Origin of the sequence: Stenotrophomonas sp. (genome assembly GCF_032061965.1) — a bacterium.
GTDB lineage: Bacteria > Pseudomonadota > Gammaproteobacteria > Xanthomonadales > Xanthomonadaceae > Stenotrophomonas.
In genome coordinates, this window is the sequence record NZ_DAMBEF010000010.1 from 59,580 (window position 1) to 76,498 (window position 16,919).

Genomic DNA, 16,919 nt, shown 5'->3' on the forward strand with positions numbered 1-16,919 from the left:
CGGGTACCTGTCGGCGATTTCCATGGCAGGGGCGCGCCCTCGAAAGACGCGAATTTTGCCGATTATGGCAGGTCGATGTATCGCTCTGCGAAAACCTTGTACTGTTGCGTCTTCGGCGCGGCGGCATCTTCCGGGCGCACATAGCGGATCGAGCTGCGGCCCTTGAGCTGGCGTGGCAGCAGGAAGCAGCGGATGAAACGGGTCTCCTCGGCGTCGGTAGTGGGGGCCAGTACCGGTGCATGGCCCAGCTCGAACCAGGCCGTGCCGGGCGGGTAATCGTGGCTGTTGCCCAGGGTTTCGATGCTGATCTGGCCGTAGTCGCAGATGCGGATGCCGGGGCCCTGGTGGACGTGGGTGAGGGCGACCCCGCCCTTGGGGAAATCCACGCGGTCGCAGCGCATCAGCCATTCAAAGCGCTCGTCCAGCTCGATCGGCGCCTCCAGCTTGAGCGCGCTGCGGGTGGCGGGGGCGGAGGGGAGAGCGCCCGCCGGTCGAGCGCTGTCGGTCAGATCCCAGCGCCACAGCACGGTGTCCTGGGCGCCATTGAGCAGGGTCAACGGCTCCTGTGACACGCGCGCCTGGGCCGGGTCCAGGGCTTGGCTGTCCTGCGGTGATTCAACCCCCAGGCCGCCGCTGCGCACATAGAGCGCACGCGGGCCGCTGGGCAGGTAGACCGGCGGGCAACCGGCCGGCAGGTGGTCTTCGTGGAGGCGGAGGATCAGTTTCGACATCGGAATCTCGCGGTGGTTACGACGTCTGTATCGTATATCGATACGAAATTGATTGTCATGTTCCATTTTTGAGAAAAGTCGGATATTTTGTGGTCTCGGTATCGTTCACCGATACTTTCATCTCGGCCAAGATTCCGGAGGGGAAGACCGTGGCGCAGCGTGATTCAACGATCCAAGAGGTAACCGCCCTCAGTGGCGGCCGCTGGTGGCAGGGCGCCAGCAAACAGCAGTGGGGCACGTTCCGTTCGGCCTATCTGGGCTGGATGCTGGATGTGATGGACCTGATGCTGTTCGCGATGGTGCTCAAGCACGTCAGTGCCGACCTGGGCTTCGACAAGTCGCAGGCAGGCATGGTGATGTCGGCCACGCTGCTTGCCACCGCATTCGGCGGCTTGGTGTTCGGCTACCTGGCCGACCGCATGGGCCGCGCCAAATCGATGATGCTCAGCATCATCTGCTACTCGATTGGCACCGCGCTGTGCGGGCTGTCCGATTCGCTGGGCCAGCTGATGCTGTTCCGCATCATCGTCGGCCTGGGCGTGGGCGGTGAATGGTCGGCGGGCTCGGCACTGGTCAGCGAGAGCTGGCCGGCGCAACACCGCGGCAAGATCCTGGCGTGGATCCAAAGTGCTTTCGCATCCGGCTATGCCGCTGCGGCGATCATCGCCGCGCTGGTGGTGCCGACGCTGGGGTGGCGCTGGGTGTTCATGGTCGGCCTGCTGCCGGCGTTGCTGGCTTTCTATGTGCGCCGCCACGTCAAGGAACCGGAAATCTGGGTCAACCAGACCGAGCGTCTGAGTTTCGGCCAGACCATGGGGACGCTGTTCGGTTCACATGCGCGCAACACGATCGTCGGCCTGGCCTTCGTCACTGCTGCGATGTGCGGCTATTGGGGCTTGTTCACCTGGATCCCGACCTACCTGGCAACGCCGGTTGCCGACGGCGGCCCGGGCCTGGACATGGTCAAGTCGACGATCTGGATCGTGATCATGCAGGTCGGCGCCGCGCTGGGCTTCGTCACGTTCGGCTATATCGCCGACGCCATCGGCCGCAAGAAGGCCTTCATGTTGTTCTTCGTCTGCTCGGCATTGACCGTGCCGGTGTTCGTGATGATCAAGTCGCCGATGGCGCTGATGGCATTCGGCATCGTCGTGGCTTATTTCGGCACCGGCTTCTATAGCGGTTTTGCACCGACCTTCGCCGAGATGTTCCCGACCACGGTGCGCGCTACCGCGCAGGGCTTTGTCTACAACGGTGGCCGCGCCATCGCTGCGATCGCGCCTGCGCTGATCGGCTTCCTCGCCAACCGCTATGGCGTTGCCAGCGGCCTGATGGCTACTGCAGCGTTCTTCGCCTTGGCTGCGGTGATCGTGCTGCTGTTCCTGCCCGAGACCAAGGGCGCCGAGCTGACCTGATTGCAATACTGGAGTAGAGAAATGCCGATCATCCAAGTGACCCTGGTGCAGGGCCGCGACGAGCAGAAGGTGCAGCGCTTCATCCGCGAACTGGCGCGGGTGGCGCATGCCGAACTGGATGCGCCGATGAGCGCGATCCGGGTAATGGTCAACGAAGTGCCGCCGCAACGCTTTGCGGTGGGTGATGTGCTCAAGAGTGATCCGATGGACGGAGGCAAGCCATGAGTGCCTCGGTACTGGGCAGCGATGCCATCGCCGTGCATGGCGCCGAACTGCATGCTGCCCTGCGTAGCGGGGTTGCCGTCGAGCCCTTGAGCGAGCGCATCCCGGGCTTGAGCCTTGCCGATGCCTACGCGATCTCCAACGACTTGCTGGCACGGCGCCTGGCCGATGGCGAGCGCGTGGTAGGCAAGAAGATCGGCGCGACGTCTGTGGCGGTGCAACGCATGCTGAAGGTGGACCAGCCGGATTTCGGCTTCCTCACCGACCGCATGGAAGTGGCCAACGGCGGCGTGTTGCCGGTGGCCGGCATGATCGCGCCACGCGCGGAGGGCGAGATTGCCTTCCATCTGAAGCGCGATCTGGTTGGCCCTGGCATCACCCACCACGACGTACTGGCGGCAACCGAAGCGCTGTCGGTGTGCTTCGAGATCGTTGATTCGCGCATCCGCGATTGGCGTATCGGCATCACCGATACCGTGGCCGACAACGCTTCGGCAGCGGCCTACGTGCTGGGCGAGCTGCGGGTCCCACCGAAGAGCCTGGACCTGGGCACGCTGGGCATGGTGGTCGAGAAGAATGGCGAACTGGTTGCCACCGGGGCCGGTGCTGCAGCACTCGGCTCGCCAGTCAATTGCGTGGCCTGGTTGGCCAATACGCTGGGCCGGCTGGGCACGCCGCTCAAGGCTGGCGAGGTCATCCTGTCCGGTGCGTTGGTGCCCCTGATCCCGGTTGCCGCAGGCGACCACATGCGCGTGCGGGTCGGCGCGTTGGGCAGTGCCGAAATCCGTTTTGCATGACGCCTGCTTCCTCCCCCACATTGAATGACAGGAGTTCTGCATGACCCTGAAAGCAGCCATCGTCGGTCCCGGCAACATCGGCACCGACCTGATGATCAAGATCCTGCGCCACGGCAAGCACATCGAGATGGCGGCACTGGTCGGCATCGACCCCGCCTCGGACGGCCTGGCGCGCGCCGCGCGCATGGGCGTGCCGACCATTGCCAGCGGCGTGGCCGGGCTGATCGCCTCGGAACTGTTTGCCGATATCGACATCGTTTTCGACGCCACCTCGGCCTCGGCGCACATTGCCAATGATGCATTGCTGCGCCAGGCCAAGCCCGGCATCCGCGTGGTTGACCTGACCCCGGCGGCGATCGGTCCGTACTGCGTGCCTACCGTCAATCTGGACGCCAACCTCGACGCGGCAAACGTCAACATGGTCACCTGCGGTGGCCAGGCCACCATTCCGATGGTGGCGGCGGTCGCCTCGGTGGCCAAGGTCAAGTACGCCGAGATCGTCGCCAGTATTTCCAGCAAGAGTGCCGGACCCGGCACCCGCGCCAATATCGACGAGTTCACCGAAACCACCTCGCGCGCCATCGAAAGCGTTGGTGGCGCCGCTGTGGGCAAGGCCATCATCGTGCTCAACCCGGCCGAGCCGCCATTGCTGATGCGCGATACGGTCTATGTGCTCAGCGAACTGGCCGATACCGCCGCGGTCGAGGCCGCCGTCAACGACATGGTGGCGCGCGTTGCGGCCTACGTGCCTGGCTACCGGCTCAAGCAGCAGGTGCAGTTCGAGGTGCTGGACGAAGCGGTCAACGTACCGGGCGTTGGCCCGACCACCGGCCTGAAGACCTCGGTTTTCCTGGAAGTGGAAGGCGCCGCGCACTACCTGCCGGCCTATGCCGGCAACCTCGACATCATGACCTCGGCCGCGCTGGCCACCGCCGAACGCATTGCCGCGGCGGTGCTGTCCAAGCGCGCTGCCGCCTGAGGAACGACCATGACAGACAACAAGCTCTATATTTCCGATGTGACCCTGCGTGATGGCTCGCATGCCGTGCGTCATCGCTACAGCGTGGAGCAGGTACGCACGATCGCCGCTGCGCTGGACAAGGCCCGCGTCGACTCGATCGAAGTCGCGCACGGCGATGGGCTGCAGGGTTCTTCGTTCAACTACGGCTTCGGTGCACACAGCGACGTTGAATGGATCGAAGCGGCGGCCGGTGCGGTATCGCACGCGAAGATCGCCACGCTGCTGCTGCCGGGCATCGGCACCGTCCACGACCTGAAGGATGCCTACGCCGCAGGCGCGCGCATTGTCCGCGTCGCCACGCATTGCACCGAGGCTGACATCTCGCGCCAGCACATCGAGGCCGCCAATGCCCTGGGCATGGATGCGGTGGGCTTCCTGATGATGAGCCATATGACCACGCCGGCGGCGTTGGCGGTGGAAGCGAAGAAGATGGAAAGCTATGGCGCCTCGTGCGTCTACGTGGTGGATTCCGGTGGCGCGCTCAACATGAATGATGTGCGCGAGCGCGTCGGCGCGCTGCGCGAAGCGCTGCAGCCGGCCACCCAGATCGGCATTCACGCCCATCACAACCTGTCGCTGGGCGTGGCCAACTCCATTGCTGCGGTCGAGGCCGGTGCGATCCGTGTCGATGCCAGCCTGGCGGGTATGGGTGCCGGTGCCGGCAACGCACCGTTGGAAGTGTTCATTGCCGCGGCAGAGCGCATCGGTTGGAACCACGGCTGTGACCTGTACACCTTGATGGACGCGGCAGACGACATCGTGCGTCCGCTGCAGGATCGGCCTGTACGGGTCGATCGCGAAACGCTGGCGCTGGGTTATGCCGGTGTGTATTCAAGCTTCCTTCGCCACGCCGAGGCCGCATCGCGCCGCTTTGGCATCAATACCGTCGACATCCTGGTGGAGCTGGGCAAGCGCCGCATGGTCGGCGGTCAGGAAGACATGATTGTTGATGTCGCACTGGACATGCTGCGTGCACGCGGCGAACACCCGCAGGAGATGAGCGCATGACGCTGGACCGTTCCATCATCGAAGGCTGCGCCCTGCAGCTGCTCGCCGCCGAACAGGAAGTGCGCGAGGTGACCAAGATCACCGACGCCCACCCGCAGATCAATGTCAGCGATGCCTATGACATCCAGGAGTGCCTGCGCGGCATGAAGCAGGCGGCAGGCGTGCGCATTGTCGGCATGAAAATGGGCCTGACCTCCAAACCCAAGATGCAGCAGATGGGCGTGGATACGCCGATCTATGGCTTCCTTGGTGATGACAATGCCGTGGACGATGGCGCGGTGATCGATACCGCGCGGCTGATCCATCCGAAGGTGGAGGCCGAGATAGCCTTTGTCATGGCGCAGGCACTTGCCGGCCCGGGCTGCGATGTCGCCAAGGTACTGGCCGCCACGGACTATGTGGTGCCAGCGATCGAACTGATCGACTCGCGCTACGAGAATTTCCGTTTCGACCTGCCCAGCGTGATTGCCGATAACACCTCGGCATCGCGCTACGTACTCGGCTCGCAGCCCACCCCGGTGGCAGGGCTGGACCTGGAGACCTTGGGCGTGGTGATGGAGAAGAATGGCCAGGTGGTCGAGGTCGGCGCGGGCGCAGCGGTGCTTGGCAATCCCGCCGATGCCGTGGCGATGCTGGTCAACATGTTGGCCGAACGTGGGCAGGTGTTGCCTGCCGGCAGCGTGGTCCTGTCCGGTGCCATCACTGCGGCGGTGGCGGTTGCTGCCGGAGACAACGTGCTGGTGCGCGCCGATGGCATCGGTACCACGTCGATGCGCTTTGTCTGAGCCCGTCAATCCCGCGCAGGTGGAGATCGCTCTGGCCCCCTGCTGGCAACTCGCGCTGCGGAATTTTCAACATATGACCGAAAAATCAAAGGCAAGAGTGATCCCCGCTCGCGCGGGATAGACGTACTGAAATCTGGGCGGGAAATCAGTACGAACGATTTCGCGCATTGGAAAGCGGCATCAATTTGACCGGCCCTTCCACGAAAGGCCGGAACGGTGTTCTGTTGCCCTGGGAGGGGAAAATAATGATCAGCAACAAGAAATTGACGGTCCTGGCCGTCAGCACGGCCTTGGCAGCAATGCCGCTGAGCGCACTCGCGCAGGCAATGGATGCCAAGGCCATGGAAGCGCGAATGCTGCAACTGGAGCAGGAAATGCAACAGATGCGCGCCGCGCTGCAGCAGTACCAGCAGCGCGAATCCGCCAGTGCGGCCGCATCTTCTTCGCCAAGTGCCAGCGCGCTGGATGCAACCCGGGTGGCGACCGCGGCGGCACCGGCGGCACCAGCGACGACCATGCCCAATGCCATGGCAGGCACGAAGTTTTCGTTCGGTGGCTTCATCAAGCTGGACGCCATGTCCACGCATACCAGCGATGGCGAGATGGCCGATGGTTCGGCCGGGCGTCTGTTCTATTTCCCGAGTGCCACGCCGGTAGCCGCTGATGGCAATGGCCACAGCGCCAGCTATACCGATGTACATGCGCAGTTCTCGCGTTTCTGGTTTGGCGCCGATACCACCACCGATAGCGGCGACAAACTCAAGGCCTACATCGAGGCCGACATGTACGGCGGTGGCAGCAATGCCTTTGCCGGCAATGAAGTCATCACCAACACCTATGCGCTGACCCTGCGCCAAGCCTATGTCAGTTGGAACAACTGGCTGGCCGGCCAGACCTGGTCCAATTTCCAGGACGTGGCGGCGCTGCCGGATACGGTGGATTTCACTGGCCCATCGGAAGGCACGATCTTCTCGCGCCAGGCGCAGCTGCGTTACACCCGCGGCGCATGGTCGTTCTCCGCGGAAAACCCGCAGACCACCATCACCCCGTTTGCAGGCAAGGGCGCGCGCTTCAACAGCGGCGTTGACACCATGCCCGACCTGACCGCGCGCTGGGGCACCCGCGGTGATTGGGGCCATTTCACCGCCGCGGCACTGCTGCGCAGCTTCCGTTATGGCGGGGATACCGAGACCGGCGCGGCGCTGAGTGTGTCGGGCCGCTTCAACATGGGGGCAAACGACGACCTGCGTTACATGGTCAGCGGCGGCAGCGGCGTGGGCCGCTACCTGGGCTTTGCGCTGGGCAGTGACACGGTGCTGGACGAAGAAGGCCGCCTGCATGCAATGGACGGCTACGGCGGCTTTGCCGCCTGGCGCCACGCGTTCTCGCCCAAACTGCGCGGCAACCTGGTCTACTCGGTGGCAGTGCTGGACAACGATGCGGCGCTTACCGGCTATGAAGTCACCGAGAAGGCGCAGTCGGTGCGTGCCAACCTGATCTACTCGCCGTTCCCGAAGCTGGATCTTGGCGTTGAACTCAGCCATGCCACGCGTCGTATCGAGAACGGCGAAGAGGGCGACATGAATCGCCTGCACACGCACGTGAAGTACAACTTCTGATGCTGGGCGTGGCGGTGAAGATCGCCGCGCCGGTCGATACAGGCGGGCTGGGGTAACATCGTTCCCGGTCCGCCTGTTTTTTCATCCGATGAATCCATCGCAAACGCTGCCGCTTTTTCCGCTGCACTCGGTCCTGTTGCCAGGCGCTGCGCTGAACCTGCGCGTGTTCGAGGCGCGCTATCTGGACCTGGTGCGCGAGTGTGGACGCAAGGGCTGCAGCTTCGGCGTGTGCCTGATCCTCGAAGGCGAGGAAGTCGGCGCACCCGCCATACCTGCAGCCTGGGGCGTGGAAGCTGCCATTGAAGATTTCGACGTCGGCCCGGACGGCGTGCTGGTATTGCGCTTGCGCGGCGCGCGGCGATTCCATGTGCAAAGCACGCGTGTGCGCGACAACGGCCTGGTGGTTGCCGATGTCCAGTGGTGCGAGCGTGACAGCGATGATGAACTGCAGCCCGAGCACGGTTTGTTGGGGACCTTGTTGGAGCACATCCTCGAGCAGGCCGGCGGCGAGTACGCTGCGGCGGGCCCCGCGCAGCTGGATCAGGCCGCCTGGGTGGGCTGGCGGCTGGCCGAGTTGCTGCCACTGAGCGAGGAGCAACGGCTGGCACTGCTGCAGGAGCACGACCCGCGCCAGCGCCTGGACCGCCTGCTGGAATGGATCCCGGATTTCGACGTCCCCGAACAGCCGCTATGACCGCCGCCGCAGGCGCGGCCCAAACTGCGACATAAACGCCTTGCCAGCTGGCAGCGGAACTGCCGTTCCCGTCGATGCCAAGCCTGCGATGTAGTGCCGACCCAGGGTCGGCAATGACGTTGCTGAAGGACCAGCAGCAGAGCCGGACTCACGCTCCGCGAGCTGCAGCGCCTCAGCGCTGCTCGGCACGGATCATCAATACCGGCAGTCCGGTATCGGGCTGAACCTGCTGTTGGGTTTCCAGTTCACCCAAGGACTGCTTGAGCGTATCCAGGGCCGGGTCCACCCCGCGCAGCGGGCGCCACATGCCGAACAACTTCAGATGGCGCTGATAGCGCAGCGTCTGCGCACTGCCCAACCATACCGGCGCTTGCCCGGGTTCCAGCCGCACGGGCGAGGGCCACAGGCGCAAGGCATACACCTCATCCGGGCGCTTGCCGGGGTGCAACATCAACAGCGCTTCGACATTGGTGTCCAGCGTGGCTGGCAGCACCGGCACGTCGTTGGGCGGGGCCTTCATGTCCAGCATCAGCAGGGCTTGTTGCCAACCAGCCTGCGGCTGCGTCCGCCAGCCCTGGGCCTGCAGTTGCTGCTGCAGCACCGGCAGCGGCCCGGCGACCTGCACGTCCAGCGGCCAACGTTGGTCATCGTCGAAATCGTTGCGGCGTGCCGGCAATTCGCGCCAGCCGTCCTGCCACCAATACGCCCTCTGCATCAGGCGCGGAGCTTCCGCGGCGGGTTCGAACTTGGCCAGCTTGGCCGGCACATTGCGCGGCGCATACCACAGCCCGGCCAGGGCGAAGACACCGTAGAACAGCCATGCCACGGGCTTGACCCAGAACGAGCGGTTGAAGCGGCGCCGGTAGGCCACGCCCAGCAACAGCAGCCAGAAGATGCCGAACAGCATGCCGCCGATGACATCGCTGACCCAGTGCGCGCCCAGGTAGATCCGTGCAAAACCAATCAGGGTGACGACGATGCCGGAGACGAGATAGGGCCATACGCGGGTACGGCCCGGCAGTTCTCGGCCAATCAGCACCGCGAAGAAGCCGAAGGTGATGGTGGCCATGGTCACCGCCACCGACGGGAAGCCAAAGCCGCTGCTGGCCGCCGGCGGGCGAACCACGTCCACGGTCGCACCCAGCAGCTTGGTCAGGGCCAGGCCGAAGGCAAGGGCCGCGAGCCAATGGAAGACCGCCATCCAGCGCCGGCGCCAGGCCAGGTAGCCCATGCCGGCGGCGATGGCCGGCAGCAGCACCTGCCAGTCCGCCAGCGAGGCCAGGGCTGCCATGGGATAGTCGGCCAGCGGATTGCGCAGGGCCAGCATCAGCCGGTGCACCGCCAGATCCAGTGCCAACGGTTCGCCGTGGCCAACCACGACCATCAGCAACACGAACCAGCCCCAGCCCAACACCAGCAGCATCAGTGCCAGCATCGCCAGCGGCACCGACTCGCGCCGCTTGGGGTCGAACAGATCGGTCAGTGAGCGCCCCAGCAACTGTGGATGCCGTTGCGACCAGCCCAACAGACGGGCCAGCCACACGTCCATGCGTGCCGCTGACCAGCGATAGCTGTACAGCACGATGGCCCAGACCAGGCCCAGCATCGCGCCCAGCAGGGCCACCACCAGGAACAGGCGTCCGGCCACTGCCGCTACCGCGTCATAGGCCTGGCCCAAGGCCCAGCCAGGCAGCAGGAACAACACCGCCCAGGACAGGCAGGCGATGCCGCTGGCCTTGAAGTAGGTGCGGAACGGCATGTGGGCCATGCCGGCGATGGCCGGTACGAAAGGCCGGATGGCCCCGACGTAGCGTGCGATCAGGATGCTTTTGAAGGCATTGCGGCGGAACATCAGCTCGCCACGGTCCAGCAGCTGCGGGTAGCGGCTGAACGGCCAGACCCCGCGCAGGCGATTGCCCCAGCGCCGGCCCACCCAATAACTCAGACCGTCGCCGGCAAACGCGCCCACAGTGGCGCAGGCCACCGCATAGGGGCCTGACAGCTCACCCATGCCGATCAGCACGCCAACGGCGATCATCAGCGGCAGCGCCGGGACGATGGCACCAAGAATGATGACGGCGTCGCAGAAGGCGATGGCGAAAATAACGACACCGGCCAAGACGGGATGGGCGGCGATCCACGCAAGCGTGGCGTCGATCCAGGAAGAATTCATCGGCCGATTATAAAGGGAAGGCTTTTCAGACCGGCAGCCGCCGCAAGGGTTCCGTGACGCGTGCTGCGCACCGTTCACACGCCATGCCGCTGGATGAACGCGGACGGCCGGCTAGAATGCAGCGATGGTAGAAACCTCCCCTCATTCCTCCGTTGTCGCCCTCAAAGCCGATAGTTTTGGGCGCATCCTGCTGGTTCAAGGTCCGCAGGGGCAGTTTGTGCGCCGTGACCTGGGCGCCACGCCGTTGTGGCTGCGCTTGCCCGCGTGGTGGCTGGCCCGGCGCGAAGCGCGGGCGCTGGCGCAACTGGATGGCATGGAGGCGACCCCGCGTCTGCTGGGGTGGGACGGGCGCTGGCTGGACCGCAGCTACATGGAAGGCGCGGCGATGTACCAGCGTCCACCGCGCGGGGATGTGGCTTATTTCCGCGCGGCCCGCAAGCTGCTGCAACGCGTGCACCGGCATGGCATCGCCCACAACGATCTGGCCAAGGAAGCCAATTGGCTGGTGCGCGAGGATGGGTCGCCGGCCTTGATCGACTTCCAGCTGGCGGTCCGTGGCAATCCGCGGTCGCGTTGGATGCGCTTGCTGGCACGCGAAGACCTGCGCCATCTGCTCAAGCACAAGCGCATGTATTGCCCGCAGTCGTTGACGCCGGTTGAACGCCGGGTACTCAAGCGTCATTCCTGGGTCCGCGAGCTGTGGTTCGCCACCGGCAAGCCGGTGTACCGCTTTGTCACCCGGCGCATCCTGCATTGGGAAGACAACGAAGGGCAGGGCCCCAAGCCCTGACCCAGGCGGGCGCAGGGCGGTGGTGCTGTCCCTGCAGGGGACAGTGCGCAGGCTACCGACTCAGCGCAGCTCCAGCAGCTGCTTGCCCACGAAGCGCCGTTGCGCATCGAAGTCATAGGCAGATACCAGCTTCCCATCATCTGCACAGGCGTGGCAGCTGCGCAGCGGTGTGGCATAGCGCAGGCGCACGCCACCGTTCGGCAGGGATTCATGGCCAAGCGCCACCGCCGGTGCGAACGGCCCTGCTTCCGGATACTTGGCGGCAAACGCCTTGAATGCATCGGCGTTGCGGGTGGCCTCATCCAGCACGTCCTCATCCACGTCGATGGCCTTGCCATTGGCATCCACCAGCCAGGTACCCTGGTTGGTATTGGCGCGGAACGGGAAGGTCAGCGTGGCCACGCCGATGCCTTCGATGCTCTGCCAGGCGCTGACAAAACCAGGCTTGCCCTCGGCCGACAAGGTGCTGGCCGCAGCCAGCGCCGCTGGCGACGCGGCACCGGCGCGCATGGTCTGCAGCAGGCAGGCATCTGCAGCGGTGCTGCCGCGGCAGGACTCGACCGAGCCGGTCCATACCGCGTCAGGCCCAATGCGGGTCGCTTCCACGCCCAGACCGGTGGTTTCGGTCGTGACGTCCTTGGCCGGCGACAGGACCTCAGCCGCCGGTTGCGGCTGCTGGCAGGCTGACAGGCCCAGGGCGAGTAGCAGCGGTGCGGTGCGGAGCAGCGTTTTCATCAGGTGATCCTTGGTAAGCGCCGCTCCAGTATCAATGCGGTGCATGAACGCAAAATGTCGCGAACCCAGGAAAATCGACTCAGCGTCGCCGGGGCCAGTCGGCATAATGCGGGCAGGCCATTTCCGTTACTGGAGTACGCATGAGCAGTCTGCAGGGCAAGACCCTTTTCATTACCGGCGCATCGCGCGGCATCGGCCTGGCCATTGCCCTGCGTGCCGCGCGTGACGGCGCCAACGTTGCCATCGCGGCCAAGTCGGCCGTGCCCAACCCCAAGCTGCCGGGCACCATCCACACGGCTGCCGAGGCGGTCAACGCCGCCGGTGGCCAAGGGCTGGCGCTGAAATGCGATATCCGCGAGGAAGATCAGGTCAAGGCCGCTGTTGCCGCCACCGTGGATGCCTTCGGCGGTATCGACATCCTGGTCAACAATGCCTCGGCGATCTGGCTGCGTGGCACGCTGGAGACGCCGATGAAGCGCTTCGACCTGATGCAGCAGGTCAATGCGCGCGGCAGCTTCCTCTGTGCCCAGGCCTGCCTGCCGTATCTGCTGCAGGCGCCCAACCCGCACATTCTCACCTTGGCTCCGCCGCCGAACCTTGATCCGCAGTGGTGGGGGCCGCATACCGGCTACACCCTGGCCAAGATGGGCATGAGCTTCGTCACCCTCGGCCTGGCCGCCGAGTTTGGTCCGCAGGGCGTGGCGATCAATGCGTTGTGGCCGCGGACGGTCATTGCCACCGATGCGATCAACATGATTCCCGGTGTGGACGTGGCGGGCTGCCGCAAGCCGGAGATCATGGCCGATGCCGCACATGCGGTATTGACCCGGAGCGCGGCCGGTTTCAGCGGGCAGTTCCTGCTGGATGACGAGGTGCTGGCACAGGCAGGGGTCACCGATCTGTCCGGCTACGCGGTGGATCCGTCGCGCCCGTTGATGCCAGACCTGTTTCTCTGATTGCCACGCCCCTTGCGTCGAAGGCACAAGGGGCGGCGCCACGCTCCCTCCCTTGCGCCGTAGGCGTAGGGGAGGGCTTGAGAAGGGTTGGCTTTCAGGGCTTTTCCCGCTTCACACCGCTTCGCGGCTTAGGTGGTTCCTGCAACCTCCGCGAAGCGGCTCAATGCTCGATATGTTCGGGCAAATCGTGCCCGCAGCGGTTGCAGTAGCGCGCCTTGACCTCATGGCCTTCGTGACCACAGACCGTGCAGCCGCGGTTGTCATGGCGGCCTTCGCGCAACATGTTGCCGGCCAGCTCGGCGGTATAGATGCCGGTGGGCACGGCCAGGATGCTGTAACCGATCAGGATCAAGGCCGAGGTGATGAAGCGGCCCAGCGTGGTGTGCGGGACGATGTCGCCAAAGCCCACGGTCGCCATCGTCACCACCGCCCAGTACATGCTGGCGGGGATGTTGCTGAAACCGTACTTCGGGCCTTCAACCACGTACATCAATGCGCCGGCGATCACGGCGATGGTGATCACCATCGACAGGAACAGCAGGATCTTGCGCCGGCTGCGCCACAAGGCCTGCAGCAGTACACCGCTTTCCTCGATGTAGCGCGTCAGCTTGAGGATGCGGAACACCCGCAGCAGGCGCAGCACGCGTACCACCAACAGGCTCTGCGCGCCGGGCACGAAGAAGGAAATGTAGGAGGGCAGGATCGCCAGCAGGTCGATGATGCCCCAGATGCTGAACGCATACCGCAGCGGCCGCCGCACCACCAGCAGGCGCAGCACGTACTCGGCGGTGAACAGCACGGTGAAACCCCATTCGACCACGTAGAACCAGCTGGCCCAGGCAACGTGGATGCGTTGCACGCTGTCTATCATCACCACGAAGATGCTGGCGATGATGGCGTAGACCAGCAGCAGGTCGAAACGGCGTGAGGCCGGCGTGTCGGTGCGGTGGATGATGTCGAACCAGCGGCGGCGCCAGCCGGTGTCCGTGGCGGGGTTCAGTTGGGGAGTGGAAAACAGTCGCATGGGCCCATTGTGCCGCAGGGCCGGTAATGGAGGACAATGGGGACTTTCACACTCACTGACCCTGAACGCCATGACCGCTGTCGCCGAGCCGCTGTTGTCCCTGTCCAATTACTACCTGCCGGTCTACCGCCCCCGCCAGCTGGTGCTGGAGCGAGGCCAGGGCGCACGTGTATGGGATACCCAGGGCCGTGAATTCATCGATCTGGCCGCAGGTATCGCGGTGTGTGGCCTGGGCCACAACAACCCGGACCTGAAGGCGGCGTTGTTCGAGCAGGCCGACAAGCTGTGGCACACCAGCAACATGTTCTACAGCGAACCGCCGTTGCACCTGGCGCAGGAGCTGGTGGAAGCTTCGCGCTTTGCCAAGCGCGTGTTCCTGTGCAACTCCGGTGCCGAGGCCAATGAAGTGGCCATCAAGCTGGTGCGCAAGTGGGCCAGCGGCCAGGGCCGCAGCCCGGACAAGCGTTTCATCGTGACCTTCCGTGGCAGCTTCCATGGCCGCACCCTGGCCACGGTTACCGCCACTGCCCAGCCCAAATACCAGGAAGGCTACGAGCCGCTGCCCGGTGGCTTCCGTTATGTCGATTTCAACGACGTTGCCCAGCTGGAGCAGGCCATGGCCGGCGGCGACGTGGCGGCGGTGATGTTCGAGCCGGTGCAGGGCGAGGGTGGGGTGATGCCGGCCACGGCCGAGTTCATGCGCCGCGCCCGTGAGCTGTGCGATCAGCACGATGCGCTGTTGGTGCTGGACGAGATCCAGGTCGGCATGGGCCGCACTGGTGCGCTGTTCGCGCATTGGAACTGGGGCGTGACCCCTGACATCGTCACCCTGGCCAAGGCACTGGGCGGCGGTTTCCCGATCGGGGCGATGCTGGCTGGCCCCAAGGTGGCCGACGTCATGGGTGTGGGCGCGCACGGCAGTACCTTCGGTGGCAATCCGCTGGCGGCAGCAGTGGCGCGCGTGGCGCTGCGCAAGCTGGCCTCCGATGAAATCAAGGCCAATGTCGTGCGCCAGTCGGCCGCGCTGAAAGCCGGGCTGGAAGCCATTGGCGAAGAGTTCGGCGTGTTCGAGCAGGTGCGCGGCATGGGCCTGATGCTGGGCGCGGTGCTCAAGCCGGAGTACGTGGCTGACATCGGCGTGCTGCTGGACCTGGCCGCCGAAAAGCAGGTGCTGATCCTGCAGGCCGGTACCAGCGTGCTGCGCTTCGTACCGGCGCTGAACATCACCGATGAAGAAGTGGCTGAAGGCCTGAAGCGTGTGCGTGAGGCGATTGCGGCTTATAGGGCGGCGCGCAAGTAAGTTGGAGTTTCGCTGTCGGCTTTGTGAGCTCCCCTAGAAGCTTGCCCTCATCCGCCCTTCGGGCGCCTTCTCCCGCACGCGGGAGAAGGGAGAAATCGATACTGCTGGGAGCTGTCGGTAGCCTGCACTCGCTCTGATGCATGCAATCTCCTTCTCCCGCCAATGCGGGAGAAGGTGCCCGAAGGGCGGATGAGGGCATGCGTGCGCAGCACGCGGGTTCTCACCCCAGGCAATGATTCCGCTTCAACAATCGCCGCAGCGACTGTGCATGAAACGCGGTATCGGCATGTAGGCCGGCTTCGCGCGCGCCTTGCACATTGCGGAACAGATGGTCGACGAACAGGCTGCGCCCTGGCGCACAGCCAAGCGCCGCGCAGGCGGCCAGGTACGCCGCAGGGTCGGGCTTGCGTACGCCCAACGTTGCGCTGCACAGCACGCGCCTACCCGGTAACAACTGTTCGATCACCGGTTGCGTCAGCAGGCCATTGTTGGTCAGTACCGCAACCTGTACATCCGTATGCAGGCGTTCCAACACTGCTGTGCAATCGTTGCGCAGCTTGGTCGCAGCGAGCCTTGCGGCATGCCAATGCGCAGCGCCCAACGTGCTGCCCAAACGTTGATTCAAGGCCTGCAGCAACTGCCCACCATCCAGTTCACCGCGGGCGTGCGCGAACTCAAGCCCGTCCGTGCGCAACGCAGCATCCACCTGCTCAGGCAAGCAGCCAGCAGCGTCGGCAAGCTCCCGCAGATGCACGCGGTGATCGTAGTCGGCCAGAAGACCATCGAAATCCAGCAGTAGCGCGTGCGGTCGTTGCATTGCTTGTCGTGCGAGGGTGGGAGTGCAGTATCGCCGCGACGGCGATGGGCTGCAGCCTGCGACATCGCGTCACAGGTGAAAATGGCCGCGCTTTCCTAGAATCCAGACACCGTAGCCGTTCATGACCCGGAGTCCTGCTTGAAACGTTCCAGCCTCTTGTTCCTGCTGTTGGCAGGTTTGCTGCCCGCCACTCCGGCGTTGGCGCGCACCTGTACCGTCACCATCGAAAGCAATGATCGGATGCAGTTCTCGCTGCCGCAGATCCGCATTGCGGCGGACTGTACGCAGGTGGATCTGACCCTGAAGCACACCGGCACGATGGCGGCCAGCGCGATGGGGCATAACTGGGTGCTGACGCGCACGCCGGATTTCCAGCAAGTGGCTACGGCCGGCATGCGGTCGACCCTGGCTGACAGTTATCTGCCGAAGAACGATGCCCGCGTTCTCGCCTTCACCCCGGTCATCGGTGGTGGCCAGACCACGCGGGTGCGCTTTGCCACCAGCAAGCTGACGCGCGGTGGCGACTACACCTTCTTCTGCTCGTTCCCGGGGCACTGGGGAATGATGAAGGGCAAGCTGGTGTTTGGTTGATTGATGCGTTTCGAGGTTCCCGGGTGCGCTGCGCTTACCCGGGCTACGTTGGTGATGAGCTGCCTGGCTCCTTGTGGGAGCGGTGTCAGCCGCGAAGCAAGCGGCATCATCAGATTGCACAGAGACCATGGACTGAAGCAACGTCAGCTTCGCGGCTGACGCCGCTCCCACAAACCGGTGCACCATCTGCTTTCCGCTTCAGGTAACGCTGCTTCGTCAGGAAGAACAGCGTTACCGGATG

The 16,919-nt window shown here is 64.6% G+C and carries 17 protein-coding genes; 12 read left to right on the forward strand and 5 right to left on the reverse strand.

All coding sequences use genetic code 11. From position 1 onward, the window contains the following. Positions 1 to 62: 62 nt before the first annotated feature. Entirely contained in the window at positions 63 to 731 is a 669-nt protein-coding gene (locus RT460_RS07340; RefSeq protein WP_313318121.1) for a hypothetical protein, read from the reverse strand. A gap of 89 nt (positions 732 to 820) precedes the next feature. Here RT460_RS07340 and RT460_RS07345 point away from each other — a divergent pair, with 89 nt between their 5' ends. The 8 genes from RT460_RS07345 to RT460_RS07380 all read left to right on the forward strand — a co-directional run bounded on the left by RT460_RS07345 (position 821) and on the right by RT460_RS07380 (position 8,292). Beyond that, entirely contained in the window at positions 821 to 2,146 is a 1,326-nt protein-coding gene (locus RT460_RS07345; protein ID WP_313318123.1) for an MFS transporter, read from the forward strand. A 21-nt stretch (positions 2,147 to 2,167) separates the two neighbouring features. Continuing rightward, entirely contained in the window at positions 2,168 to 2,371 is a 204-nt protein-coding gene (locus RT460_RS07350; protein ID WP_313318125.1) for a tautomerase family protein, read from the forward strand. Beyond that, positions 2,368 to 3,165, forward strand: a complete 798-nt coding sequence (locus RT460_RS07355) for a fumarylacetoacetate hydrolase family protein (RefSeq protein ID WP_313318127.1) — start codon at positions 2,368 to 2,370, stop codon at positions 3,163 to 3,165. Before RT460_RS07350 ends, RT460_RS07355 begins: the two co-directional genes overlap by 4 nt. A 40-nt stretch (positions 3,166 to 3,205) precedes the next feature. Continuing rightward, the gene (locus RT460_RS07360; protein WP_313318129.1) at positions 3,206 to 4,144 is read left to right on the forward strand and encodes an acetaldehyde dehydrogenase (acetylating); all 939 of its coding nucleotides are present in this window, start codon (positions 3,206 to 3,208) and stop codon (positions 4,142 to 4,144) included. 9 nt (positions 4,145 to 4,153) lie between these two features. After that, a complete protein-coding gene (dmpG, locus tag RT460_RS07365; RefSeq protein WP_313318131.1) occupies positions 4,154 to 5,194 on the forward strand; it encodes a 4-hydroxy-2-oxovalerate aldolase in 1,041 nt (346 codons plus the stop codon). Continuing rightward, positions 5,191 to 5,979 (forward strand): 2-oxo-3-hexenedioate decarboxylase, encoded by a 789-nt coding sequence (dmpH, locus tag RT460_RS07370; RefSeq protein ID WP_313318133.1) that lies wholly within the window; start codon positions 5,191 to 5,193, stop codon positions 5,977 to 5,979. The genes dmpG and dmpH overlap by 4 nt, the downstream gene beginning before the upstream one ends. Before the next feature lie 245 nt (positions 5,980 to 6,224). After that, positions 6,225 to 7,598, forward strand: a complete 1,374-nt coding sequence (locus tag RT460_RS07375) for a DcaP family trimeric outer membrane transporter (RefSeq protein ID WP_313318136.1) — start codon at positions 6,225 to 6,227, stop codon at positions 7,596 to 7,598. A gap of 88 nt (positions 7,599 to 7,686) precedes the next feature. Beyond that, positions 7,687 to 8,292 (forward strand): LON peptidase substrate-binding domain-containing protein, encoded by a 606-nt coding sequence (locus tag RT460_RS07380; protein WP_313318139.1) that lies wholly within the window; start codon positions 7,687 to 7,689, stop codon positions 8,290 to 8,292. Positions 8,293 to 8,464: 172 nt separating this feature from the next. On the opposite strand, the gene RT460_RS07385 is transcribed toward RT460_RS07380, so the two are convergent. Continuing rightward, on the reverse strand, positions 8,465 to 10,465 hold the full coding sequence (locus RT460_RS07385; protein WP_313318140.1) for a VTT domain-containing protein: 2,001 nt from the start codon (positions 10,463 to 10,465) through the stop codon (positions 8,465 to 8,467). Between the two features lie 124 nt (positions 10,466 to 10,589). Between RT460_RS07385 and RT460_RS07390 the strand changes: the two genes are divergently transcribed. Beyond that, entirely contained in the window at positions 10,590 to 11,255 is a 666-nt protein-coding gene (locus tag RT460_RS07390; protein ID WP_313318141.1) for a serine/threonine-protein kinase, read from the forward strand. A gap of 60 nt (positions 11,256 to 11,315) precedes the next feature. On the opposite strand, the gene RT460_RS07395 is transcribed toward RT460_RS07390, so the two are convergent. Next, positions 11,316 to 11,990 (reverse strand): hypothetical protein, encoded by a 675-nt coding sequence (locus tag RT460_RS07395; protein WP_313318143.1) that lies wholly within the window; start codon positions 11,988 to 11,990, stop codon positions 11,316 to 11,318. A gap of 140 nt (positions 11,991 to 12,130) precedes the next feature. On the opposite strand from RT460_RS07395, the gene RT460_RS07400 reads away from it, so the two are divergent. Continuing rightward, positions 12,131 to 12,946: an NAD(P)-dependent oxidoreductase gene (locus tag RT460_RS07400; RefSeq protein ID WP_313318144.1), complete on the forward strand. Its 816-nt coding sequence runs from the start codon at positions 12,131 to 12,133 to the stop codon at positions 12,944 to 12,946. 160 nt (positions 12,947 to 13,106) lie between these two features. Here the strand turns inward: RT460_RS07400 and RT460_RS07405 are convergent, their stop codons facing one another. Then, entirely contained in the window at positions 13,107 to 13,970 is an 864-nt protein-coding gene (locus RT460_RS07405) for an ion transporter (protein WP_313318145.1), read from the reverse strand. A gap of 70 nt (positions 13,971 to 14,040) precedes the next feature. Between RT460_RS07405 and RT460_RS07410 the strand changes: the two genes are divergently transcribed. Next, positions 14,041 to 15,270, forward strand: a complete 1,230-nt coding sequence (locus RT460_RS07410) for an acetylornithine transaminase (RefSeq protein WP_313318147.1) — start codon at positions 14,041 to 14,043, stop codon at positions 15,268 to 15,270. Between the two features lie 220 nt (positions 15,271 to 15,490). On the opposite strand, the gene RT460_RS07415 is transcribed toward RT460_RS07410, so the two are convergent. Then, positions 15,491 to 16,087 (reverse strand): HAD-IA family hydrolase, encoded by a 597-nt coding sequence (locus tag RT460_RS07415; protein ID WP_313318148.1) that lies wholly within the window; start codon positions 16,085 to 16,087, stop codon positions 15,491 to 15,493. 138 nt (positions 16,088 to 16,225) lie between these two features. Here RT460_RS07415 and azu point away from each other — a divergent pair, with 138 nt between their 5' ends. Next, complete coding sequence (gene azu / locus RT460_RS07420; RefSeq protein ID WP_313318149.1) at positions 16,226 to 16,678, forward strand: azurin; 453 nt, start codon at positions 16,226 to 16,228, stop codon at positions 16,676 to 16,678. The last annotated feature ends 241 nt before the right edge of the window (positions 16,679 to 16,919 follow it).